The organism is Halarcobacter sp., assembly GCF_963676935.1.
Lineage (GTDB): Bacteria > Campylobacterota > Campylobacteria > Campylobacterales > Arcobacteraceae > Halarcobacter.
In genome coordinates, this window is record NZ_OY781470.1 from 2,199,948 (window position 1) to 2,222,860 (window position 22,913).

The window sequence follows — 22,913 nt, forward strand, 5'->3', positions numbered from 1 at the left end:
CTTTAATCTTAAAATCTTCTTTATATTAGCTAAAGGTTTATAAAATAAAATTTAGCTTTTAATATTACTAATCGCTTCAACCATTGTTTTTACTACTTTTCTAAGTTCATCTTCACTTATTATATATGCAACTATTGAATAAATAAGTTTCCCAAAAGGTCTAATCCAAACCCCTTTTTGAACACAATAATCTTGAATATATTGAGCATGAGAATTATCTTTTAATTCTATTACACCTATTACTCCAATATTTCTTACACTTTTTACAAGCTTTAAACCTTTTGCTTTTTCTAACTCTTCACTAAATATTTTTTCTATATTATTTACTTTTGATTTCCAATCCATTTGAGTCAATAAATTAATACTTTCAATAGCTACACTACAAGCAAGTGGATTTCCCATAAATGTTGGGCCATGCATTAGTGCACCCAATTTAGAGTTTGAAATTGTATCACTAATATTTTTTGAAGTAATCATAGCAGCCATAGTCATATAACCACCAGTTAAAGCTTTTCCTACTGTCATAATATCTGGTTTGACATCTGCCCACTGGCATGCAAACATTTTTCCTGTATGACCAAATCCGGTTGCTATCTCATCAGCTATCATTATAAGTTCATATTTATCACAAAGTTCTCTAACTTTTTTTACATATGAAGGATTGTATATTCTCATACCACCTGCACCTTGAACAATTGGTTCTATAATAATCCCAGCACACTCTTTTTGATGTTTTTCAACACACTCTTCTAAAGCTTTAATAGATTCACTGCAATCACTATCAAAACCAATTTCAGGTGCTTTTGTAAATATATGTTTTGGTAAATAAGAACCATAAATAGAGTGCATAGAATTTTGTGGGTCACAAACACTCATTGCAGCTAAAGTATCTCCATGATAAGCATGTTCTAAAGATATAAATTTATATCTTTTTTTTCCTTGAGCTTCTTGATATTGAATTGCTGTTTTAAGTGCAACCTCAACAGATACAGAACCTGAATCACATAAAAAGACACTATTTAATCCAGTAAGTTCACATAATTGCTTAGAAAGTATTGCCGCTTTTTCATGGCTTAAACCACCAAACATAATATGTGGCATAATATCAACTTGTTTTTTTAAAGCATCATTTAATTTTTCATTATTATATCCATGAATTGCACTCCACCATGAACTCATACCATCAATCAATTCACTTCCATCATCTAAAAATATCTTAGTTTTATCAGTTTTTACTACAGGTAAAATAGAAGTTTTTGAAGGTAAAGAGTTATATGGATGCCAAACATGTTTTTTATCAATCTCTTGCCAATTCATATAAATCCTTAGTATATATTAATAATATTCTAACTAAAAAGTGATATTTTATCACTTATATACTATTTATATCACATTTTAATGGTTACAAATTGGATACAGATAAATCAAGTTAAGCAAAGTGATAATTTGCCATTATTCCATAAATTTATTTTTGGAGAGTACAAATGTCATTTATTCCTGTATCTGTACAACTTTTAAATGCAATAAAATCAAATAATGCAATTGAAGTTAAAGAATTAATTTTAAATTCAGATTCAAGAAGAGAGTTAATAACTGAACATATATCATATTATGGTAAAGATTTTTTAATAAACCTTTTACCTCAATTTAGAAGTAAAGGTTTAGTTACAAATATTAAATTGTTATTAAATATTGAAGATTAAAGATTATACTTTTCTATTTTGATATTTTGACCAATCAGGCATCTCATGAATATACCCTTCAAATAGAGGTGATGAAATAATAAAATCAGCTGTTTGTCTGTTTGTAGCTATTGGTATTCTATAAGTATCACATATACGTCTAAGAGCTGTAATATCTGGTTCATGGGGTTGTTGTGCCATGGGATCAACAAAGAAAAATAGAATATCTAGTTTAGCTTCAGCAATCATAGCTCCAATTTGTTGATCTCCACCTAAGGGACCTGATTTTAAACAATGAACACCAAAACCTTTTTCTTGTAAAAGTCTTCCTGTTGTTCCTGTAGCATATATCACATGTTTATGGAGAGTTCCTTTGTTAAATAGTGACCACTCTATTAAATCATGTTTTAGATTATCATGAGCTACTAATGCAATATTCATTTTCTAACCTTTTTCTTTTTTATTTGATATTTTAATACCCTTTATTTCTATCTATTATATTATAAGGGATTAAATTTTTGCTTACTCTTTTAAAATTTTCAATAATTTGCATAGAAACTGAGTTTGGATCAGTCAATGATGCACTATGTGGAGTAACAATAATATTTGGATGAGTCCATAGTAAACTCTCTTTGGGTAATGGTTCTTTTTCAAATACATCTAAAATAGCTCCATTTAAATGTTTTGAATCTAAAACTTCTAATAAATCATCTTCAACTAGATGTGAACCTCTTCCTACATTTATAATATAAGCATTTTTATTTAGTTTATAAAACAGGTTTTTATTTAAAATCCCTTTTGTATCTTTTGTAAGAGGAAGCAGGTTTATTAGAATATCAACTCCATCTAAAAATTCATCAAGATTTGTAAATGTTTCCATATCTTGTATCTGTTTTTTTGAATTTGAAAAACCTTTTACAGAGAATCCAAACTTATTAAATCTATTAGAGATTTCACCTCCAAGTTGTCCTAATCCCATAAAACCTATTGTATAATCTTCAATTGAGTTTAAAGTTAGTTGTTCCCATTTTGATTCTTTTTGTAAAGAAATATATTTATAATGATTTGTAACTATATTTAAAACTGTACACAATAAATACTCCCACATAGAAGAAACTAACTTTTCATCAACAACTTTTGTTATATACACATCTTTAGAGATTGTATCATTACTTAAAATATGGTCAACCCCTGCTCCCATAGATGCAATACATTTTAAGTTTTTAAATTCAGCAAAGTCTATATCAAGCTTTGACCAAACAAGAGCAAAAGTGATTTTATCTTTATTTTTTACATTAGGATATACTTCAATTTCAATATTAGAATCAAGTTGTTTTAGATTGTCTACCCAAGTCTCAATTCCTTTTTCTTTTGTGACAATTAATAATCCCATAATTAAATACCTTTTGTTTTTTTAGATTATATGAAGGTGAGATTAAAGTTAGATTAGATGAATAAAAAATATAAATGATTTTTTGTATTTATTAAAGATTATTTTAAAGATATATTTGTAAGTAATTCATCTCGTGCAATTGTTATTTTAATAAACTCTTCATGGCTTCCACCAACGTCAGGATGCGTAGTTTTGGCAAGTTTTCTAAAGGCCTCTTTGATTTGAGCTTCACTAAGTTCTTGATCTAAGGGTAGCAGTAAAAGATTACGATATTTTATATCAATGTCTATTTGTAAAGTTTGTTTGTTTCTATTGTATTTGTTGATTTCATCATAAAATCTATTTTGGGTTCGTTGTTGTTTTATGAAAGATTCCTTTTGAAGATTTATCCTCTCCTTATGCCAAAAGTTCTGAGTCATAACCATGCAAGCTTCGAAATATATTTTTCCTTTATTGTAAAGTTCGTTTAAACAAAAGGGTCCTACCATTTCATATGGTGTATCTAAATATGCTATTTTATTTTCTTTGTCTACTTCACCGATGGTTACGAAATCTTTTAGATTTAATTCGCTGTTGTAGATGATGAAACTTTCGTATAAATAGTTTTCTTCTTCCATATTAGAGTACTTTCTTTTTTGTTTTTATTTTTTATATGCAAGAAGTGTACTTATAGATTTTAGGAGTTGGACACTCCTCTTGGTCTCTTGTACTCACGACGTGAGTACGCTTTCATACTTTTTAGTTGTAAAAGTATGGCCTGTGCTTGCACTCTCTTTGAGAAAAAGCAACCAGACGGTTGTTGAAGGCGAAGCTTCCCTACAGTTTGCTAATGATTTCCTGACCTGCGGAACTTATATAATACATTTAAGGGAATATAGTTAATATATTTCCAAAGAGTTTGAAAGATAATATATCGTTGCGGAACTAAAGCAATTATAAAAAATAATTTATAATTAGCTTGATGGCGAGTTTGATAGTTATACTTTAAATTTGAGTGGCAACAAGAACAGTTTTATAACTAGTTCGTATTTTATAAGTCTAAAGTTTGTATAACAATTATCAGGTAGGAGAAATCCTACCCTAACGAACTCTTTATCCTAAAATAAAGGTTCTAGAAATGTATTCTATCGGATTAGATGTAAGTAAGTCAACAATTAATGTTTATATTCCAATAAATGATTTAGATTTAATTATTGATAATAGTTTAAATGGAATAAAAAGTTTGTACTCTAAACTAAAAAAGCTTTATAAAAAAGAGATAGATAAATTAGTATTTGTTTATGAACCAACAGCTAATTATTCATTTCTTTTAAAACAGTTTTGTTCAAACAAAAATATAAAAAGTTTTATAGTAAATCCTAAAAAAAGTGCTAGCTTTGCAAAAGTAATGGGATATAGAAATAAAAATGATATAAAAGATGCACAGCTTTTATCTAAAATGATTGTTACAGCTAAAGATAAAGATATTAAAATACCTATTGTAGATACCATAGAAGAAGAATTAAAAGAGCTTATTTCTGGATATAAATTAATTATTAAACAACAAGTTATAACTAAAAACCATATAGCTGCTTTAAAAGCAAAAAAAGATAAAAGCTATTTGATAAAAGAGTTTGAATTACAATATCAATTTTTAAAAAAACAAGAACAAAAAATTATCAAAAAAATAAAATCAATCATAAAAAAAGATGAGAAACTTCAACAATCATTTAATAATTTGCAAACAATTGATGGTATAGGAGAAATATCTTCAATTGTATTACTTATACATTTTATTCAATATAAAAATGCTAATCAAAAACAGATAGTATCTTTAGCAGGATTAGATCCAATAGAAAAAAGTTCAGGTATATCAGTTAATGGAAAAACAAAAATATCAAAAGCAGGTTCAAAAATATGTAGAGGTACTTTGTTTATGCCAGCAATGACATCAATAAGAAATAACGAAAGATTAAAAAAGTTTTATGATAGACTAAAAGAAAATGGAAAACATACTACAGTTATACAAGTAGCAATTATGAGAAAACTATTAGTTATTGCTCATGCCGTATATAAAAATAATGTACCATATGATTCAGAAAAAATTTAATTTTATTATAAATTTTATATGGAATTTTTATATTCTTTTAAGGTGGCAACTCGATATAAAACGTGATATTCAATCACCTTTTATATCTCAGACAGTCCTCGGTCTTTTTCGGAAATAATTATCAAACTTCCGGCTTCAACAAAGTCTGGAAAAAAAAAGTTCAAATTATCATTTGTAAATTTACTAAATAGAAATTAGAAATCTAAACAAATCAAAAATGGAAATGTCCTTATACACCTTTTATTCCAAAAACTAGAAAACCTGAGTATTTGTTTTATCTTTAAAATTATATTTATAAGAATTCACTTTTTTAAAATTTATTTTCATTCTATAATTAAAAGAAACGATTTTTTCAAATTCTCGTTCACTATTCAGAATCTCAATTTTAGAGTAAATATTCTTTTCATATTCATTAAATATCACCTCATCAAACATCTCAAGTGATGTTAATATTAAATAATCTCCATCATTAACACTTAATTCATATGCTTCAATATTATCTATATGACAAATATAATTTTCCTCTTTATTATCAAGTTTTTCTATTAAAATATCTTTAAATTGTTTATCATAGGTTTCATTTTCTAACATCCACTTAATTTCATTACTACAAACAAAAACAATAGGAACAAAATCTTTTTTTATTAATTTTTGGGCATCATCAATAGTTTTATTCAATAAATTTTCAATATTATCAAAACTTTGTTCTTCTTTTATATTTATTTCAGTCAAAAACTTATCAAAAATGGAACTTACTATTTCCTGTCTTATATCTGAAATAATATATTTATTTTCATGTTCAAAATATTTATTTATATCTATAAAATTAATATCTTTTACTAAAAACTTTTTATCAATATTTATTTTTATTTTTTTAAAAAACTTCTGTTCTAAACTATCAAATTTAATATTATTAAATAAACTATAAGGCATATAATCTAAGTCATTGAATATTTCATTTGAAAAATATCTATTCATTTCATCTACTTTTTGATTATCAATTGATGTATTTACAAGTACCTCATTATGATAGTCAGTTATATCTTTTATGATAGCATCTATTGAAGTCTTATAATTTTCAACTTTTTGTTCAATATTTTCATCGCTAAATAGAAGGTTAACATCATCAAATAATTTATCATCAATATTTTCTAGATACTTAAAACTATTAATTTCTCTTATAAAAGATTCTCTTGCCTCGTATTCAAATAATGGTGATTTTATAAAATCATTTAACTCTTTTGATAAGTTCCAAATTCTTGTTGAATTTCCTATCATAAAGCATTTGATAGTTTGTAATAAACTTGATAATTCAATACTTCTATCTGTATGAACCCTATTTGAAATCATACTTTCTTTACTTAAACATTCAAACAATTCAATTAAATAAGCTGGATTACCACTTTTTAATATATCTCTCAATGGATATACATTAAATAAATAGCATTCGAAAATTGAACTTACGTCAATTTGCTTATTTGACTGTAGCAAGATAGTCATATTATTATCATATATTCTTTCTTGTTTTAAAAGTGATAAGACAACTTTTTTAATATTATCAGAAAAGATTTCTTTATATTTATAAAATATATATATACCTGTTATAATACAAGTTTGTTTCCATAAATTCTCAAAAGATACAACTAAAGCAGTTTTATCATCTTTTGAATTATTAGGAAATATATATTCATACAACTTTTCTTTATTAATATATTCTGAATTAAAATTATTTTTTAAAACTGATGGCACTAAAATTTTAGATTGCCATTTATATTCATTTCTTGATTTATTAAACATATGAAAAGCTTGATAACTCCAATATATTAACATATCTACTGATAGTAAGATTGCTTTTTCATTGTTTACATTTAACGCATCTATTATATGTTTTGATGAAACTTGCAAATGACTTAAATATACATCAGTAAGATAATCAATATTTTTTTCTTTTTTTAAATTAAACTTACTACTTGCTATCCAAAATTCCCAACTACCTATATAAGTTTTTAAATATTCTTCATTATTCTCTAAATTATTAATTTTTTTCATTAATAATGACCATGAATAGTAATGATTTTGTAGTAACTCTTCAATTACTTTTGAAGCTAAGACATCATTCTTGAAACCAAAGACTTTTAAATTAAAATAACACATTTTTCTAAAGTATATATCTGAATATGATAATAAATCAATTGATTTTTTATTAATTTTATAAAATTCACTAGAAAGATTTTGAATTATAGTACGTCCAAAAAAATTACCATCAGATAACAATATCCAATTATTAAGTTCATTGTCAGTACTTGGGAAAGATGCAGTTTTAAATATCTGCACTACTAAATAAGCTAATTCTTTAATAGCTATTTCAAAAAGTCTTTCATCTTGCTCTTTTAAGGAATCTTCAACATTACTTATTAGTGCATGTATTATTGAATCAAATTCTGATTGTTCAAATCTTGAATTTTTACTAAATGAATATGATATTCTAATTAAAAACTTTTCTAAAAAATTTATATTTGTATTATCGCTATATGCAAGACTATATACTTTACCTTTTACTACTCCACTAATAGGTAAATATAATATAGGTTGTTCACCTTTATAGTTATCATTTCTAAGTTTCCAAATATATCCAATAAGTTTTAAAACCTTAAAATATATATCATGTACATATTTATCTTCTTTAAAATTTATTTGATAAGTATCCTGATGTTTTTCTGAGAAAGGATAAGCAGGATATATTATTGGATTTTTATCTTCATCTTTTTCATTCTCAAAAATCCTCTGTGGTAATAATTTTGCTAGTCTATATTTAATCTCATTTATGAACATTTCATTAATACAGTATTTTAAAATAATTTTACTTCTATCTTTTGTAGATATAAAATTAAAAGTTGCATGAATAAACCATATAAGTAATAACAAATTAATTACTAACCAAAATACTATACCAATACTAAAACTAACTTCTAATTGATAAGATATAAAAGGGTGAATTAACTGTAGTGTAACAATTATGATACATAATACTATACTACTATATCCTACTAATTTAACTCCTGAATAATTCATATATATTTGCCACAAAGCTCTTTGAGATGATATATTTTGTATAAAAAAACCTATAAATCCTATTACTAATGGAAAAATTAATGCAACGATTGTTACTTGTGTAGATAAAAAATTTGATTGCCAATCAATAATTTGTTCCCAAGATTGATTCCATGTAAATGAAGTCTTTTTAATAAATGGATTTAATAAATATATTAATAAACTTATTGAACAAAACTCTACAAAAAAGATAAATATCAAAGAAAAAGGTTTTTTAGTCCAATAAATTATTAAACTTTCAAATGTATTCCATTTATTTTTTAAATATGTTTCATTTTTATAAACTGATTCTGTTAACTCTTTTTCTATTTGATAATATAACGAACCTAAAAGTTTTTTTATAAGTAATATAGTTTTTTCAATCAAAATAAATCCTTATAATATTTATCCAAATATTATATCTTTTAAATATTTATTTTAAAGTTTAGTAATTAAAAAGATTGATTTTATGAGTAAGATTTCAAAATAAATTAAGGCAGAGAGTCTAAGATTCGTGGGATCTTACTTGAAGTAAGTGAATAGAATCTTAGACTCTCTGCTAACGCAGAGTTATGAAGGAAGATTGCTTAGAAAATCAATCTTTAGTGTAAAAAGTGTCTTTTACCAGAGAAGTATAAAGCCATACCAAACTCATTCGCCGCTTCTATAATCTCATCATCTCTAATAGAACCACCAGGCTCAATCACACACTTAACACCAGCTTCTTGCGCTGCATCGATACTATCTCTAAATGGGAAGAATGCTTCAGAAGCTAGTACTGAACCTGTTACATCTAGTCCTAAATCTTCTGCTTTTCTAAGAGCTGCTTTTGCGGCATCTACTCTACTTGTCATACCCATACCAACTGCTACCATTGCTGAGTTTTTAACATATACAACACAGTTTGATTTTGTTAAAGAAGCTACTTTGTATGCGATCTCCATATCTTTTATTTCTTGTTCGCTTGCTTCTCTTTTTGATTTTAGTTCTGAGTTTCTTACCTCATCTTCTTCAACTTTATCTGCATCTTGGTAAACAAATCCACCATCAACTATTTTAAAGTTAAATGCATCATTTGCCATTTCAAGTTTTGCTGTACCTTGTTTAAATAGTTTGATTCTTTTCTTTTTATTTAACTCTTCTTGGGCTTCTGCTGTGAAATCTGCTGCAAATACAACTTCTAAAAAGATTTCATTCATCTTAACTGCTAAGTCCAAATCAACTACACCATTTACTGCTACAACTCCACCAAATGCTGAGATTGGGTCGCATTTAAGAGCTTCTGTATAAGCTTCTAGTAATGTATCTTTGATAGCAAATCCACATGGATTCCCATGTTTTACGATACAAACTGCATTGTCATCACCAAAAGCAGATGCGATTTTAGCAGCTCCAGAAATATCACCCATATTATTGAAACTTGCTTCACCTTTTAGTGTGATAAATTTATTTGATAAATGTTTATCAAACTCATACAATGCACCTTTTTGGTGTGGATTTTCCCCATATCTTGTATCAAATACTTTCTCACCAACGATAAATTGTTTTTGTCCCATTCCACCATTGAATCTTTTGTTCATATAGTTTGCAATCATCGAGTCATAAGATGCTGTGTGCTCGTAAGCTTTTATCATCAAGTCTCTTCTGAACTCTTGTGTGTTTGTTCCATTTTTAAGATTGTTTAATACAACATCATAATCAGCTACGTCAGTTACAATGATTACAGAATCATGATTTTTAGCAGCAGATCTAACCATAGCTGGACCACCGATATCTATGTTTTCAATAATCTCTTCAAAATCATCTGTTTTTTCAATAGTTGCTTTAAATGGGTATAGGTTAACACATACTAAATCAATACCTTCTACACCTAATTCTTTTGCTTGGTCAAGGTGAGATTGTTTATCACGTCTATGTAAAATACCACCATGAATATATGGGTTTAAAGTTTTAACTCTACCTTCAAAACACTCAGGGAATTTTGTAACTTCATTTGCTTCTATTACAGCTATTCCTGCATCTTTTAATTTATTATAAGTTCCACCAGTTGAAATTATTTCATAACCTAATGCAACAAGCTCTTTTGCAAAATTTTCTACACCGCTTTTATCACTTACACTAATTAATGCTCTCAAACTAAATCCTCTACAATCTTTTATTTTTTTGGGATTATACTAAAAACTTGATTAGTATTCTCTTGTTTAAAAAACTGTCTATTTTATATATAACTAAACTATTATTTCTGTACAATTTATATGTTACCATTTAAAATAAAATTATTTTTTTTGGAATTACAGAATGAGTGACATTAATCTATTATGGATATTAATCAGTTCATTTTTAGTTTTTCTTATGCAGTTTGGGTTTTCTCTAATTGAAACTGGAACTGTAAGAACTAAAAATACCATCAATGTTGCCATGAAAAACTTAATCGATACTATTTTTAGTATTGTAGTTTTCTGGTTAATCGGATTCGGTCTTATGTTTGGTACTGATTCCTTTGGTCTAATTGGAACTGATAAATTTCTGATTGATGGAAGTGATTTAGAACTAAATGCAATCTTCTTTTTCCAAGCTATGTTTGCGGCAACTGCCATAACTATTATCTCAGGAGCAGTAGCAGAAAGAATCAAATTCAATGGATATATTGTTGTAGCTGTTTTAGTCACTGCTTTTATCTACCCTATTGTTGGTCATTGGGCATGGAATGAAAATGGCTGGTTAGCACAATTAGGTTTTGTGGATTTTGCAGGTTCAACTGTTGTTCACTCACTTGGAGCTTGGGTTGGTCTTGCTGGAACTATTGTTTTAGGTCCAAGATTAGGTAAATTTAGAAATGGAAAAGTGAAATATTTTGCACCTTCAAATCATAACTTTATAGTATTTGGTGTATTTATGTTATTTTTTGCTTGGTTTGGTTTCAACGCAGGAAGTCTCTTAGCTTTTGAATTTCAAGTTACTTCTATCTTAATGAATACATTAATCTCAGCTGTTATGGGTGGTATTGGTGCTTGGTTTATATCTTTAGTTTTTAAAGAAAAACTTGAAGTTGAGATTTTAAGCTTTGGTATTATCGCTGGGTTAGTTGGTATTACAGCAGGTTGTAATTCATTAAATCTTTATGAGTCAGCTTTTGTTGGATTTATATCAACTTTTGTGATGCACTTTTCAGACCAATTTTTGACAAAAAAACTAAAAATAGACGACCCATTAAGTGCAATAAGCATCCATGGATTTGCAGGTGCGTGGGGAACTATTGCTGTTGGTATTTTTGCTATGCCAACAGATGGTATGTCAAGATTAGACTTTATTACAATTCAAACAATTGGTGTATTGAGTGCTTTTATTTTTTCTTTCATTTTAGGACTTATACTATTTCTATTTTTATACAAATTAAATCTTTTAAGAGTTAGAAAGAAACATGAAGTATTAGGTTTAAACACAAGTGAACACAATGCAAGACTTCCTTGGGTTGAGACTATTGAGAGTATTATAGGTATTATGAAAACTGGGAATGTTCAAAAAAAGGTTTATGAAGAAAGAGATACTGAAGTTGGAATTGTTGCAAGATTTTTTAATATCTTATTGGAAAACTTGAGAGAACAAAATAGTAAATTAAGTACTAGCAATAAAAACCTACATAAAAAAGCTTTTTTTGATACCTTGACAAAAGTATTAAACAGAGCTGGTTTATTTGAAAGGATAAATAAAAACTTTTTATCTAAAGAGTATTGTGTTGCTATAATAGATATTGATAAGTTTAAATCAATAAATGACACCTTTGGTCATGATATTGGAGATTCAGTATTAAAAGAGTTATCATCACTAATCTCAAGTAAAGTCAGAACTGATGACTTATTTGCTAGATGGGGTGGAGAAGAGTTTGTATTGATTTTAGATACAAATAATTTAGCAATAGCTCAATCTATTTCTGAAAAAATAAGAAAAGAGGTGGAAAGCTTCCATTTCACAAAAGTAAAAAATGTTACTGTATCTATGGGAGTTAGTAGTTTTAGAAACAATGAACAAGAATTTGATGATGTTTTAAAAAATGCAGATAAAGCTTTATATGAAGCAAAAGAATCAGGTAGAAATAGAGTTCATGTATTTTAAAAGAGGTAAAAAACCTCTTTTATCTTCTAGATAAATATATTCCTACAGCTTGTAGTTTTTTACCTTTCATATTTCCACATAATTGATTTTTAGCAACATAAGCTTTTGCTTGTGCAGTTGAATCAAAAGTCATATCAGTTTTTTTACACATTTTATTATAAACTTTTTCACCCATTTTTTGCATTTTAGCTTGCTTTGCTGCAATCATAGCTTTCTCTTTTTCTAAACCTTTTGCTACTATTGCATATATTTCGTCAAATGATTTAATCTCACCACCATTTTCTTTTTGAAAAGCTAGTGCATCTGCTTTATCTTTAAATGCATATTTACTAGTCATTGTCATCGTACCAGGTTTAGAACTTCCAACAACATAAAAAGCATCTTTAACACTAATAAATTTTAATGATTTATTATCAACAACACTCATATCAGTTAATTTTGCTCCGTTTAACTCAATATCCTCAACCATACAATGTATTGAGCAATATTGTTTATGCGTATCACCAGCTTTTGCAGCATGATTTGTTTTATAAAACATTGGTAAAGTCATACCACATATTGGACAATAATTTTTCTCTTCACCTTTTTGAACTAATGTTGCTTTTTGTGCAGGTACAGCTTGGTATGCCATCTTTGGTTTTTTCATATCACTTGCATTTAATGTAATTGAAATAGCAAGTATAGAAAGTAAAAACATAGCCATTTTTTTCATATTCTTCCCTTGTATTGATTTCTTAAAATAATATAATTAAAGAGTTAAATTAATGTTAATTTCTAATATTTGATTAACTAAAAATTAACACTTATTTGATACTATTTAACTTTTAAAATAAAGGACATAAATGAAAAAAACACTCTTAATCTTACTATATTTATCTTTATCTATATATGCTAATCCACTTTCAGTTAAAGCAACAAATGATGTAGATTATTTTCAAAGTGGAGATGAAAGATTTTGGTGCCCTATTTCAGGTTTTAATTTAAAAGAAAACTATAAAACCTCATTTGTCTCAACTTTAAATAATGGAAGAAAAAGACAATATGCTTCAATAACTTTTCTTGTAAAAGATAATGAAGAGTATGGAATTGATTTAAACAATGTACAAGTTATAGATTGGAGTTCTGAAAAATATATTGATGCAGCAAAAGCTTATTATGTAGTAGGAAGTAAAGTTAAACCTTTGTTAGCCAATGAGAGTAAGATTGCTTTTAAAAAAGAAAAAGATGCTAAAGATTTTATAAAAAAATATAATGGAAAAATTATTAGTTTTGAAGATGCAATAAAATTAAGTCAAAAAACTTTAAAAGCTGATTATAAAAAACAAAAAACAATAAATATGAAAAAAATATATCCTAAGGGTAAAAAAATATTTGAAAAAAGATGTTCACAAGATATAGACCCTACTGATTATTTGGAGATAAATGAATTAAAAGCTGATATTATAAATAATAATCTATGCAAAAAATTAAAAGAGTCTCAACTACAAACTGTAGCTATGTATATATGGGATGTAAAAAGATTTGGAGATTTAGATTCTATAAAAAATAGAGTTGTAGTAGAAGAAGATGAGAAATGTCCAGTATGTGGGATGTTTGTAGCTAAATATCCAAGATGGGCAGCACAAATTATCTATTCACATGGAAATCATGAACACAAATTCTCTTTTGATGGGGTAAAAGATTTAATGAAATTTTATTTTGATCCTAAAAGATGGATTAGTTCAAACAATCATATGGTAAATAATGATAATATTAAACAAATACTTGTTACAGATTATTATTCACAAGAAGCAATAGATGGTGCAAAAGCTTATTATGTGATAGGTTCAGATGTTTATGGTCCCATGGGGCATGAGTTAATACCTTTTGAAAGACTTGAAGATGCTGAAACTTTTAAAGCTGACCATAGTGGAAAATTGATAATTGAATTTGATAAATTAAAAGAAGAGGAAATATATAAATTAGATGAATAAAAAAACTTTTTATCTATTTTCTATTCTTTGTTTTTTAATTCTTTTTACATTTGTTGAAGTGACTTATTTATTTATAAATAAATCACTTAAGACTAAAGATATAATTGATAAAAATAGTTTAGTATCAGTTCTAGAACTTCCTGATTTAGCAATATCTACTGAAGCTATGTATATAAGACATAGAACACTAAGTGATACTTTTAATATATTAAAAGAAGACCCTCAATTAAAAGAGTATTTTCCCACAACATTTGTTTATTCTTATTCCCATATCTTAAAAAATACCCCTTCAAAGATTCTAAATGAAAAATAAAATTAATATCTATCTTATTGAATATGCCATTAACTCTATTCTTAGACAAAAGTTTAAAAACCTCTTTATACTTTTTGTTTTTACATTTTTAACTGCTTTATTATGTTCAGTTTTTTTTATCTCAAATTCAATTAAATATGAACTAAATACAACATTGAAGTCACTTCCCCAAATAACTGTACAAAAGGTAAAAGCAGGGAGACATTATGATATAAATGTTGATGCCATAGATGAGATTTTAAATATTGCAGGGGTTTCAGATGCTGTTGCTAGAGTTTGGGGATATTATTATTTTGAAAATGCAGGTGTTAATTTTTCTGTAATAGGAATAGACGAATTTGAAAATCAATACAAAAACTCACTAAACAAACTTGTTAAAGATGTAGATTTTTCAGAACTTGAAGAAAATTCATCTATGATTATAGGTAAAGGTGTAGAAAAAATACTACATGAAAACTATTATAAAGAGTATTTTAATTTTATAAAACCTGATGGAAAATTTAAAAAAGTAAATATTGCAGGTGTTTTCCAAGATAATTTAGAATTAGAATCAAATGATACAATTGTTTTACCAAAAGAGTTAGCTTTAGAAATATTTGGAATGGATCAAAATAAAGCTACTGATATAGTAGTAAAAGTTGCCAACCCTGAAGAGATATTTACAATTGCATCCAAAATAAAACTGCTTTTTCCAGATACAAGAGTGATTACAAATAAAGAGTTGGAGATAAGTTATCAAAATATTTTTGACTATAAAGGTGGATTATTTTTAGCTCTTTTTATCATTTCGATTTTTACTTTTTTTATAATCATTTATGACAAAGCTAGTGGATTAACATCTGAAGAGAAAAAAGAGATTGGTGTCTTAAAAGCAATTGGATGGAAAGTAGAAGATGTATTAAAAGAAAAATTCTATGAAAGTTTTATTATCTCATTCACGGCATATATCTTAGGTATATTTTTCGCTTTTGGATTTGTATATATATTAAATGCCCCTTTATTAAAAGAGATTTTTACAGGTTATTCACAATTAAAAACCTCTTTTGAACTACCTTTTGTATTAGACTTTAATACCCTATTTTTAGTGTTTTTTCTAAGTGTCCCAATATATATTGCAGCAACAATTGTTCCTTCATGGAGAAGTGCAACTATTGAAACAGATAAAGTGATAAGATAATGATAGAATTAAAAAATATAACAAAAAACTATGAAATAAACAAAAATAATATAGTTCGTGCAGTAAATAATATAAATCTCTTAATAAAACAAGGAGAGTTAATAGTTTTAAAAGGTGCAAGTGGAAGTGGGAAAAGTACAATTCTTTCACTTATTGCTTCATTATCAAAACCAACTACAGGTGAAGTAATAGTTGATGATAAAAGAGTTTCAAAACTACCTGATAATTTTGCTTCAATGTATAGAAGAGAAGATATTGGTTTTATTTTTCAAAAATATAATTTAATCCCAACCTTAAGCGTAAAAGAGAATATTTTACTTCCTCTAATCCCACAAAATCCTAGTGAAAAAGAGGCATCAAAACTTTTGAATAATGTTATGAAAAAATTTAAAATTGAACATAAAAGTGATGCAATTGTAAAAAATCTATCTGGTGGGGAACAACAAAGAGTTGCTATTGCAAGAAGTCAAATAAATAATCCAAAAATAGTAATAGCTGATGAGCCAACAGCAAACTTAGATAAGGAGTTATCTGAACACTTTATCTCTATTTTAAAAGAATTAAAAAGTGATGACAAGACCATAATCGTAGCTACTCACGACCCACTTTTTTTTAAATTGGATTTTGTTGATAGAGTTATAGAACTTTCAAATGGAGAGATTGTAAAGTGATATTATCTCCTGAAGTTTTAACAATAATCATTTTAAACTCTATATTTCTATTATTTGGAAGTGTAAGTTTTCTTTTGAGTATAAAGATATTTTTTAATTGGGATATAAACTCAACATCAAAAAAACAATATCAATTAGAAACACAAAGTTTTTTAACTGCTACTATTATCAAATATATACTATTTGTAAAAATACTACTTTTTATATTTTTTATTTTTACCCTTGATAAAATATCAAATGTACTTACAGGTGCCATGTGTGCGGCAGGAGTTGTAGATGCAACAAGTTATGGTATATATCTTCTTTTGTTTAAACTAATAAATATCTACTTCTTTGGATTTTGGCTTGTAATTCATAACTTTGATTTGAAAACTGAAAATTTAAAATATACAAAGTTGAAATTTGGGTTTTATCTTTTCATATATTTTTTACTCTTATTTGAAATTATTTTAGAGATCACAATGTTTAGTTCAATTGATGTAGATAAATTAGTTAGTTGTTGTGGAACTTTATATTCAAATAGTGAAGGCTCGTATTTATCTTCTGTCTTTTTTGAATACGGAGACCATATCCTTATAGGTTTTTATCTATGTTTTGCACTTTTATTAATCTTTTACAAGCTAAAAAACGATTACTTTTATCTCATCTTTAATTTGGTTTTCTTAATATTAGCAATTATTAGTTTGATACTGTTTTTTGGAACTTATATATATGAACTTCCCACACACCATTGTCCTTTTTGTATGTTACAAAAAGAGTATCATTATGTAGGTTATATACTTTATGCTTTATTATTTTTAGGAACCTTTTTTGGATTTATTATTGGTATTGTAAATTTAGTTTTAAAAATACAAATTGATACTAAAAAATATTACAAATACTCAATAATTTTTCTTACTTTATATTTAATAATTGTTAGTGCATATCCTGCAATTTATTATCTCAAAAATGGTGTTTTTTTATAAAATTTCAACTTTTTTATAAAAAACACCCACTTTTCAAAAAATAAAATTCAAAAAAGTTAATTCTTTTTCTTAAATTTATGTCCTAAAAAAGCCACTTTTTAATTGAGGAAAAACAGCTTAAGTTTATTTTTAGTTTATTTCTTTTTTTTTGATTTATAATTCCGAAGTAGAATAAGGAATATACCTTAATATGTTTCAGAGAAAACCTAAATAAGCATTTGGCCGTGCATTAAAATGTTTTCAATTATGTTGTACATTTGTACTTTAGATTATACTTTTTTTAGGAGAGTATTTAAATGTTAAAAAAATTAATTCTTCCATTATTTTTTGTTTGTTCTTTAATGCAAGCACAAGAGAGTCAAACAATTGAAGATAAATATGCAGCATGCGAAAGAGCATACGATGAATGTCTAGTTATTTGTGAAGAGACTACATCAAATGTAGATGAATGTGTAGCAACTTGTGATGAAAAACTTTATAACTGCAACTCAAAAGTTGAAGAAGAAGAAAGTAAACAACAACCAGTAGAATAAGTTAATACCTTATTCTACATATTATTTTTCGAGGGACAAGATGAAATTTAGAAAATTGTCTGTTAAAAAATCTTCTGAATTAATTGAAAATATTGATGGATTTACAGACTTTTTAGACACACTAAAACAACTTATAAGAGTTCCATCCGTAATAGGATATGAACACTCCTTTTTTCTATATTTAAAAAGAGAATTAGATGAATTAGGTATTGATACATATTATTATGATGGACTTTTAGTTGCACAAGGTAATCAACCAAACAATGGCATACTAAGTGCCCATATAGATAGACATGGTTTAGTTTGTACAGGTCCTAGTGAGTTTCAATTTGCAGCATTTCAAACAAAAAATAGAATTGACTTAAAAGGTAACTCTGTCTCAGAACAAACATACCAACAAATCTCATCAAGATTTCTAAATCAACCTGTGCAAGCTTATGAACCTTGGTCAGGAAGTTACTTAGGAATTGGTAAGATTAGTAAAGTTTATATGAATGAGAAAATCAATAACTTAATGTTTAAAATTGATAATCTTGAACACCTTTTACCAGGTACACCAATAGCATTTGTTGACAAATTAGAGATTAGTGATGAACTTATTTCAGCACAACTAGATAACGTTTTATCAGCAGCAATTATTATATATCTTTATCAACATGGATTTCAAGGTACAGCATTCTTTACTGCACAAGAAGAAGCAGGAAGAAGTTGGAGATTCGTATTAGATTGGTTTAGAAAAAATGATATTACAACATCTGAATTATTAGTATTAGATACAAGTCCATATAATAGTAGAGAAGAGGCTTCTTTACAAGAGATTGTATTAAGAAATAGAGATGCAAATGCGAGATTTAGGTCACCATTATTAAAGATTTTAAAGAATTTTTGTCATAAAAATAATATTAATTTCTCTTGTAAAGATTCTTATATCCAAGAAAAGAATAAAATATTATATGAAAATCAAAAGCCTTTATTATCATTAGGTAGTACAGAGCTTGGAAGAATTATAAAAGAATCAAAAGGTAAGATTCAAGGTACAACATTGCAAATACCAACTACAGGTTATCATACTGTAGAGGAAACAGCCTCTATTAAATCTGTTAAATCAATGTTGTATATGTTAAAAAGTTTATATATAGAAGAAAGAAGTGATGAAAAAAATTAATAATAAAGATTTAGTTAAAAAATATTATGAAGAGTTATGGAATAAACAAAACAAAGAGTTAATTGATGTACTTTTTGATGATAATATTACATTTAGAGGTTCACTAAATATTGAAACAAAAGGGAAAAAAGAGTTTGAAAATTATATGACTAATATTTTAAATGGTATTCCAAATCTATACCATGGTATTGAAACAATTATTGAGGAAAATGGAATAGTAGCAGTAAGAGCAGTATATAATGGTACCCATAGAGGTAAACTATTTGACTTTGAAGCAACAAATAAAAGAATAAAATACAATGGTGCTTCATTTTTTAGATTTAATGAAGATAAAATCACTGACGTGTGGGTGTTAGGGGATTTAGCTACTTTAAAAGACCAATTAAGACCAAAAATCTAAAAAATTTAAATTTTTTAGATTTTTTTATAAAAAACTTTTTCAAAATATTGAAAAATATTTTTTTATATATGGCTAAATAGCCCTTAAATAGGTTGATGTAAGTAGCTAAAAAAATTTTAAGATTTGTTTTAGGAAAAATATTTTTATTTTGTTTTATAATTTTAATACAAAATTAGGTTTCCTGAAAACTTGTAAGCATTTGGCCGTGCATAATATAAAGTTTTCAGGAGTATGTTGTACTCATTTGAAGAGTACATTTATACTAACAGATTAAACTTAGTACAGAGTTAAAAGAAGTATAAATGTTAAAACTTTTTAACATCAAAACTTTCCACTAAACTACTAATGTTTATTGTCTTATTTATAGGAGTAAGCTATGGCATCTTATTATGATGAGATGTTAAATAGATATAAAGTCGAAGAGCCTATTAACAAACTTGTTTATGAGATTACAAGTTTTATAAAAAACAGACGTGATTTCAATGGGGCTATAAATTTAATTTTGAGTAATAACTTAAAATTACAAGATGTTGTTTCTAGAACAGCAAGACTTACATTAGACGATGTTGTTAAATTAGCAGATTTGCTAATTTTAAAAAAATAGATTTTGTAAATTAGGAAAAGGGAAAATGGAATCTATTATTTACGAATTAAGAGCAAACGATATAAAAGAAGAAGATATCGACTATATCATGAAAAGAGTTAAAAATAGAATTTCTGAAGAAAATATTGATTCAGAGCTTCAAAAGTTAGGTTATCCAAAGATTTTCACTGTAGATTATGATGATTATGATTATAGTGAATATGATGATGTTTATGATGAAGATTACAACAATTCTCACGGATACAAACAAGGTTACGATGATGAGTTATAATAGTGCTGAAGAGCTAAATTTAAATGAACAAATTCATCAAATAATTTATCTAATAAAAAATAGAAATGATTATAGTAATGCTGCTAGAATTATGGTAGAAAATAGTTTATCAATAGAGACGTTAAAAAGTAAAACTTTAAAGATTACACAACTGGAGTTTGCAAAACTTGCAGATTCGATTATAGAGAGTAGAGGTTAAACCTCAACTCTTCTTATAAATCTTGTTCAATAACTTGTTTAAATTTGTTAAAATAGATATCTTTTGCTTTATCTAACTCAACATATACTTCATTAACAGAGATTTTTCCTCCACCAATTAACCCAAGTTTTGTAAAGGCTATTTTTCTATTATCACAAAGTCTTTCAAATGCTTCACAATTTTCAGGAGTTACTTCAACTAATGCTCTACTTAATGTTTCTGAAAAAATATCTTTTTCAGAATCTAAAGAGATAGTAGCTTCAACGCCTTTATTCCCAACTACTGCCATTTTTGCTAATGCTATAGCTAATCCACCAACATTAACATCTTTAGCAGCTTTTAATAAACCTTGTTTATTTGCCTCAATTACGCTATTCCAAAGGTTTAATTCTTTTTCAAAATTAACTTCAGGGTGAACTCCTGCTACTTTTCCATATAGTTTTTTAAGATATAAAGACCCACCAAATTCAGATTTAGTATCACCTAAAATATAAACATAATTTCCCTCTTCTTGGAAAGATGAAGGTAAGACTTTGTTAGCATCATCATTAACACCAACCATAGCAATAGCAGGAGTTGGGAAAACACCAACACCATTTGTTTCATTATATAAAGATACATTTCCACCAATTACAGGTGTATTTAACTCTTTACAAGCAGATTTAATACCTTCGCAAGCTTGGGCAAATTGCCACATAACTTCTGGATTTTGAGGATTACCAAAGTTAAGACAATCAGTAATTGCTTTAGGAACTGCTCCTGTCATAGCAACATTTCTTCCTGCTTCCATAACTGCTGCAGCAGCTCCAAGTTCAGGATTAATATAACATTGTCTAGTATTACAATCAGCACTCATAGCTAAAGCTTTTCCAGTCTCTTTGATTCTAATTACTGAACCATCAAGCTTCCCTGGTCCTTTAACTGTATTTGTTTGTACCATTGAATCATATTGGTCATAAACCCAAGATTTATCAACAACTTCCATATCAGAAAAAAGTGCATCAAATGCTTCTTGATTTGAAACCTCTTTACTCATATCAACAGTTTCAATATCTTCTAAATAAGCTGGTTTTGCAACTGGTCTATCTAAAATAGGTGCTTCTTCAGAAACTGGTTGAACTGGAATATCAGCTACTTTATCCCCATGCCAGAAAAGTTCCATATTTCCAGTATCAGTTACTTCACCTACAACTGCTACATCTAATTCCCATTTTTCAAAGATATCAATAATCTTTTGTTCGCTACCTTTTTTAGCACAAATAAGCATTCTTTCTTGAGATTCTGAAAGCATAAAGTCATATGGAGTCATCCCCTCTTCTCTTGCTGGGATTTTATCTAAGTGCATAATCATACCCGAATCACTTCTTCCTGCCATCTCAAAAGATGATGAAGTAAGTCCAGCAGCACCCATATCTTGAATACCAATGATTAAATCTTCTTTAAATAGTTCTAAACAAGCTTCTAAAAGTAGTTTTTCAGTAAATGGATCCCCAACTTGTACAGTTGGTCTTTTTGATTCTGAATCCTCATCAAAAGAAGCAGAACTCATAACAGCACCACCAAGTCCATCTCTACCTGTTTTTGAACCAACATACATAACTGGATTTCCAACACCTTCAGCAATTCCTAAGAAAATCTCATCAGCTTTTGCAATCCCTAAGTTAAATGCATTTACAAGATTGTTTCCTGCATAACACTCTTCAAAGTTAGTTTGTCCACCAATAGTTGGAACACCCATGCAGTTTCCATAACCACCGATACCAGCAACAACACCTCTTAAAAGAAATCTATGTTTTTGGGCAGTTTCACTATCACCTTCAATTCCTGCAAATTGAATCAAGTTCATTGATGCAACAGGTCTTGCACCCATTGTAAATACATCTCTCATAATTCCACCAACACCTGTTGCTGCACCTTGATAAGGTTCAATAAAAGATGGGTGATTGTGTGATTCCATTTTAAATACAGCTGCATAACCATCGCCAATGTCGATAACTCCTGCATTTTCACCTGGACCTTGAATTACCCATTCTGCTTTTGTTGGGAAACCGTTTAAATACTTTTTACTTGATTTGTAAGAACAATGTTCAGACCACATTGCTGAAAAAATCCCAATCTCTACATAATTTGGATCTCTTCCTAAAATTTCTTTGATATTCTCTAATTCTTCAAGTGTTAAAGAGTGAGCTAATGCTATCTCTTCAAGATTCATCTCTTCTTTTTGCATTTTTCGCCTTAAATATGGTTGTTAAAGTTTTGCGATTATATCCAAAAA

22 protein-coding genes are annotated in these 22,913 nt (G+C 27.4%); 14 read left to right on the plus strand and 8 right to left on the minus strand.

The window, feature by feature from the left end; translation table 11 throughout:
• Positions 1-51 precede the first annotated feature (51 nt).
• Positions 52-1,317 (minus strand): adenosylmethionine--8-amino-7-oxononanoate transaminase, encoded by a 1,266-nt coding sequence (gene bioA / locus ACKU4C_RS10790; RefSeq protein ID WP_321311860.1) that lies wholly within the window; start codon positions 1,315-1,317, stop codon positions 52-54.
• 167 nt (positions 1,318-1,484) lie between these two features.
• Here bioA and ACKU4C_RS10795 point away from each other — a divergent pair, with 167 nt between their 5' ends.
• Positions 1,485-1,703: a hypothetical protein gene (locus ACKU4C_RS10795; RefSeq protein WP_321311861.1), complete on the plus strand. Its 219-nt coding sequence runs from the start codon at positions 1,485-1,487 to the stop codon at positions 1,701-1,703.
• 3 nt (positions 1,704-1,706) lie between these two features.
• On the opposite strand, the gene ACKU4C_RS10800 is transcribed toward ACKU4C_RS10795, so the two are convergent.
• From ACKU4C_RS10800 to ACKU4C_RS10810, 3 genes are all read right to left on the minus strand, one after another.
• Positions 1,707-2,123 (minus strand): methylglyoxal synthase, encoded by a 417-nt coding sequence (locus tag ACKU4C_RS10800; RefSeq protein WP_321311863.1) that lies wholly within the window; start codon positions 2,121-2,123, stop codon positions 1,707-1,709.
• A 31-nt stretch (positions 2,124-2,154) separates the two neighbouring features.
• Entirely contained in the window at positions 2,155-3,075 is a 921-nt protein-coding gene (locus ACKU4C_RS10805; protein WP_321311865.1) for a glyoxylate/hydroxypyruvate reductase A, read from the minus strand.
• 98 nt (positions 3,076-3,173) lie between these two features.
• Entirely contained in the window at positions 3,174-3,692 is a 519-nt protein-coding gene (locus tag ACKU4C_RS10810; protein WP_321311866.1) for a DnaJ domain-containing protein, read from the minus strand.
• A gap of 500 nt (positions 3,693-4,192) precedes the next feature.
• On the opposite strand from ACKU4C_RS10810, the gene ACKU4C_RS10815 reads away from it, so the two are divergent.
• Complete coding sequence (locus ACKU4C_RS10815) at positions 4,193-5,164, plus strand: IS110 family transposase (protein WP_321311867.1); 972 nt, start codon at positions 4,193-4,195, stop codon at positions 5,162-5,164.
• Positions 5,165-5,416: 252 nt separating this feature from the next.
• Here the strand turns inward: ACKU4C_RS10815 and ACKU4C_RS10820 are convergent, their stop codons facing one another.
• Positions 5,417-8,641, minus strand: a complete 3,225-nt coding sequence (locus ACKU4C_RS10820) for a hypothetical protein (protein ID WP_321311868.1) — start codon at positions 8,639-8,641, stop codon at positions 5,417-5,419.
• A 215-nt stretch (positions 8,642-8,856) separates the two neighbouring features.
• Positions 8,857-10,389, minus strand: a complete 1,533-nt coding sequence (gene purH / locus ACKU4C_RS10825) for a bifunctional phosphoribosylaminoimidazolecarboxamide formyltransferase/IMP cyclohydrolase (protein WP_321311869.1) — start codon at positions 10,387-10,389, stop codon at positions 8,857-8,859.
• A gap of 163 nt (positions 10,390-10,552) precedes the next feature.
• Here purH and amt point away from each other — a divergent pair, with 163 nt between their 5' ends.
• Positions 10,553-12,367, plus strand: coding sequence for an ammonium transporter (gene amt / locus ACKU4C_RS10830; protein ID WP_321311871.1), 1,815 nt, complete (start codon positions 10,553-10,555; stop codon positions 12,365-12,367).
• A gap of 19 nt (positions 12,368-12,386) precedes the next feature.
• Here amt and ACKU4C_RS10835 read toward each other — a convergent pair whose 3' ends face one another.
• On the minus strand, positions 12,387-13,079 hold the full coding sequence (locus tag ACKU4C_RS10835) for a nitrous oxide reductase accessory protein NosL (RefSeq protein WP_321311873.1): 693 nt from the start codon (positions 13,077-13,079) through the stop codon (positions 12,387-12,389).
• A 130-nt stretch (positions 13,080-13,209) separates the two neighbouring features.
• On the opposite strand from ACKU4C_RS10835, the gene ACKU4C_RS10840 reads away from it, so the two are divergent.
• From ACKU4C_RS10840 to ACKU4C_RS10890, 11 genes are all read left to right on the plus strand, one after another.
• A complete protein-coding gene (locus ACKU4C_RS10840) occupies positions 13,210-14,340 on the plus strand; it encodes a nitrous oxide reductase accessory protein NosL (protein WP_321311875.1) in 1,131 nt (376 codons plus the stop codon).
• On the plus strand, positions 14,333-14,653 hold the full coding sequence (locus ACKU4C_RS10845; RefSeq protein WP_321311877.1) for a hypothetical protein: 321 nt from the start codon (positions 14,333-14,335) through the stop codon (positions 14,651-14,653). The genes ACKU4C_RS10840 and ACKU4C_RS10845 overlap by 8 nt, the downstream gene beginning before the upstream one ends.
• Positions 14,643-15,830 (plus strand): FtsX-like permease family protein, encoded by a 1,188-nt coding sequence (locus ACKU4C_RS10850; RefSeq protein ID WP_321311879.1) that lies wholly within the window; start codon positions 14,643-14,645, stop codon positions 15,828-15,830. Before ACKU4C_RS10845 ends, ACKU4C_RS10850 begins: the two co-directional genes overlap by 11 nt.
• Positions 15,830-16,501 carry an ABC transporter ATP-binding protein gene (locus tag ACKU4C_RS10855; protein WP_321311881.1) on the plus strand — a complete coding sequence of 224 codons (672 nt, stop codon included), beginning with the start codon at positions 15,830-15,832 and terminating at the stop codon, positions 16,499-16,501. Before ACKU4C_RS10850 ends, ACKU4C_RS10855 begins: the two co-directional genes overlap by 1 nt.
• 74 nt (positions 16,502-16,575) lie before the next feature.
• A complete protein-coding gene (locus tag ACKU4C_RS10860; protein ID WP_321311883.1) occupies positions 16,576-17,466 on the plus strand; it encodes a hypothetical protein in 891 nt (296 codons plus the stop codon).
• A 296-nt stretch (positions 17,467-17,762) separates the two neighbouring features.
• On the plus strand, positions 17,763-17,999 hold the full coding sequence (locus ACKU4C_RS10865; protein ID WP_321311885.1) for a hypothetical protein: 237 nt from the start codon (positions 17,763-17,765) through the stop codon (positions 17,997-17,999).
• A gap of 40 nt (positions 18,000-18,039) precedes the next feature.
• On the plus strand, positions 18,040-19,164 hold the full coding sequence (locus ACKU4C_RS10870) for a peptidase M42 (protein ID WP_321311887.1): 1,125 nt from the start codon (positions 18,040-18,042) through the stop codon (positions 19,162-19,164).
• Complete coding sequence (locus tag ACKU4C_RS10875; RefSeq protein ID WP_321311888.1) at positions 19,151-19,564, plus strand: ester cyclase; 414 nt, start codon at positions 19,151-19,153, stop codon at positions 19,562-19,564. Before ACKU4C_RS10870 ends, ACKU4C_RS10875 begins: the two co-directional genes overlap by 14 nt.
• 376 nt (positions 19,565-19,940) lie before the next feature.
• Positions 19,941-20,168 (plus strand): hypothetical protein, encoded by a 228-nt coding sequence (locus tag ACKU4C_RS10880; RefSeq protein ID WP_321311890.1) that lies wholly within the window; start codon positions 19,941-19,943, stop codon positions 20,166-20,168.
• 25 nt (positions 20,169-20,193) lie between these two features.
• A complete protein-coding gene (locus ACKU4C_RS10885) occupies positions 20,194-20,439 on the plus strand; it encodes a hypothetical protein (RefSeq protein WP_321311892.1) in 246 nt (81 codons plus the stop codon).
• Positions 20,429-20,638 (plus strand): hypothetical protein, encoded by a 210-nt coding sequence (locus ACKU4C_RS10890; protein WP_321311893.1) that lies wholly within the window; start codon positions 20,429-20,431, stop codon positions 20,636-20,638. The genes ACKU4C_RS10885 and ACKU4C_RS10890 overlap by 11 nt, the downstream gene beginning before the upstream one ends.
• A gap of 13 nt (positions 20,639-20,651) precedes the next feature.
• On the opposite strand, the gene purL is transcribed toward ACKU4C_RS10890, so the two are convergent.
• Positions 20,652-22,865 (minus strand): phosphoribosylformylglycinamidine synthase subunit PurL, encoded by a 2,214-nt coding sequence (gene purL, locus ACKU4C_RS10895; protein ID WP_321311895.1) that lies wholly within the window; start codon positions 22,863-22,865, stop codon positions 20,652-20,654.
• Between the last annotated feature and the right edge of the window lie 48 nt (positions 22,866-22,913).

What these genes read in the sequence shown, in the direction of transcription:
- ACKU4C_RS10865 (WP_321311885.1), top strand. Translation starts at nt 17,763, where the DNA reads ATGTTAAAAAAATTAATTCTTCCATTATTTTTTGTTTGTTCTTTAATG.
- ACKU4C_RS10875 (WP_321311888.1), top strand. Translation starts at nt 19,151, where the DNA reads ATGAAAAAAATTAATAATAAAGATTTAGTTAAAAAATATTATGAAGAG.
- ACKU4C_RS10885 (WP_321311892.1), top strand. Translation starts at nt 20,194, where the DNA reads ATGGAATCTATTATTTACGAATTAAGAGCAAACGATATAAAAGAAGAA.
- ACKU4C_RS10795 (WP_321311861.1), top strand. Translation starts at nt 1,485, where the DNA reads ATGTCATTTATTCCTGTATCTGTACAACTTTTAAATGCAATAAAATCA.
- ACKU4C_RS10845 (WP_321311877.1), top strand. Translation starts at nt 14,333, where the DNA reads ATGAATAAAAAAACTTTTTATCTATTTTCTATTCTTTGTTTTTTAATT.
- ACKU4C_RS10835 (WP_321311873.1), bottom strand. Translation starts at nt 13,079, where the DNA reads ATGAAAAAAATGGCTATGTTTTTACTTTCTATACTTGCTATTTCAATT.
- purL (WP_321311895.1), bottom strand. Translation starts at nt 22,865, where the DNA reads ATGCAAAAAGAAGAGATGAATCTTGAAGAGATAGCATTAGCTCACTCT.
- ACKU4C_RS10815 (WP_321311867.1), top strand. Translation starts at nt 4,193, where the DNA reads ATGTATTCTATCGGATTAGATGTAAGTAAGTCAACAATTAATGTTTAT.
- ACKU4C_RS10890 (WP_321311893.1), top strand. Translation starts at nt 20,429, where the DNA reads ATGAGTTATAATAGTGCTGAAGAGCTAAATTTAAATGAACAAATTCAT.
- ACKU4C_RS10840 (WP_321311875.1), top strand. Translation starts at nt 13,210, where the DNA reads ATGAAAAAAACACTCTTAATCTTACTATATTTATCTTTATCTATATAT.
- bioA (WP_321311860.1), bottom strand. Translation starts at nt 1,317, where the DNA reads ATGAATTGGCAAGAGATTGATAAAAAACATGTTTGGCATCCATATAAC.
- ACKU4C_RS10880 (WP_321311890.1), top strand. Translation starts at nt 19,941, where the DNA reads ATGGCATCTTATTATGATGAGATGTTAAATAGATATAAAGTCGAAGAG.
- ACKU4C_RS10870 (WP_321311887.1), top strand. Translation starts at nt 18,040, where the DNA reads ATGAAATTTAGAAAATTGTCTGTTAAAAAATCTTCTGAATTAATTGAA.
- ACKU4C_RS10850 (WP_321311879.1), top strand. Translation starts at nt 14,643, where the DNA reads ATGAAAAATAAAATTAATATCTATCTTATTGAATATGCCATTAACTCT.
- amt (WP_321311871.1), top strand. Translation starts at nt 10,553, where the DNA reads ATGAGTGACATTAATCTATTATGGATATTAATCAGTTCATTTTTAGTT.
- ACKU4C_RS10800 (WP_321311863.1), bottom strand. Translation starts at nt 2,123, where the DNA reads ATGAATATTGCATTAGTAGCTCATGATAATCTAAAACATGATTTAATA.
- ACKU4C_RS10810 (WP_321311866.1), bottom strand. Translation starts at nt 3,692, where the DNA reads ATGGAAGAAGAAAACTATTTATACGAAAGTTTCATCATCTACAACAGC.
- ACKU4C_RS10855 (WP_321311881.1), top strand. Translation starts at nt 15,830, where the DNA reads ATGATAGAATTAAAAAATATAACAAAAAACTATGAAATAAACAAAAAT.
- ACKU4C_RS10805 (WP_321311865.1), bottom strand. Translation starts at nt 3,075, where the DNA reads ATGGGATTATTAATTGTCACAAAAGAAAAAGGAATTGAGACTTGGGTA.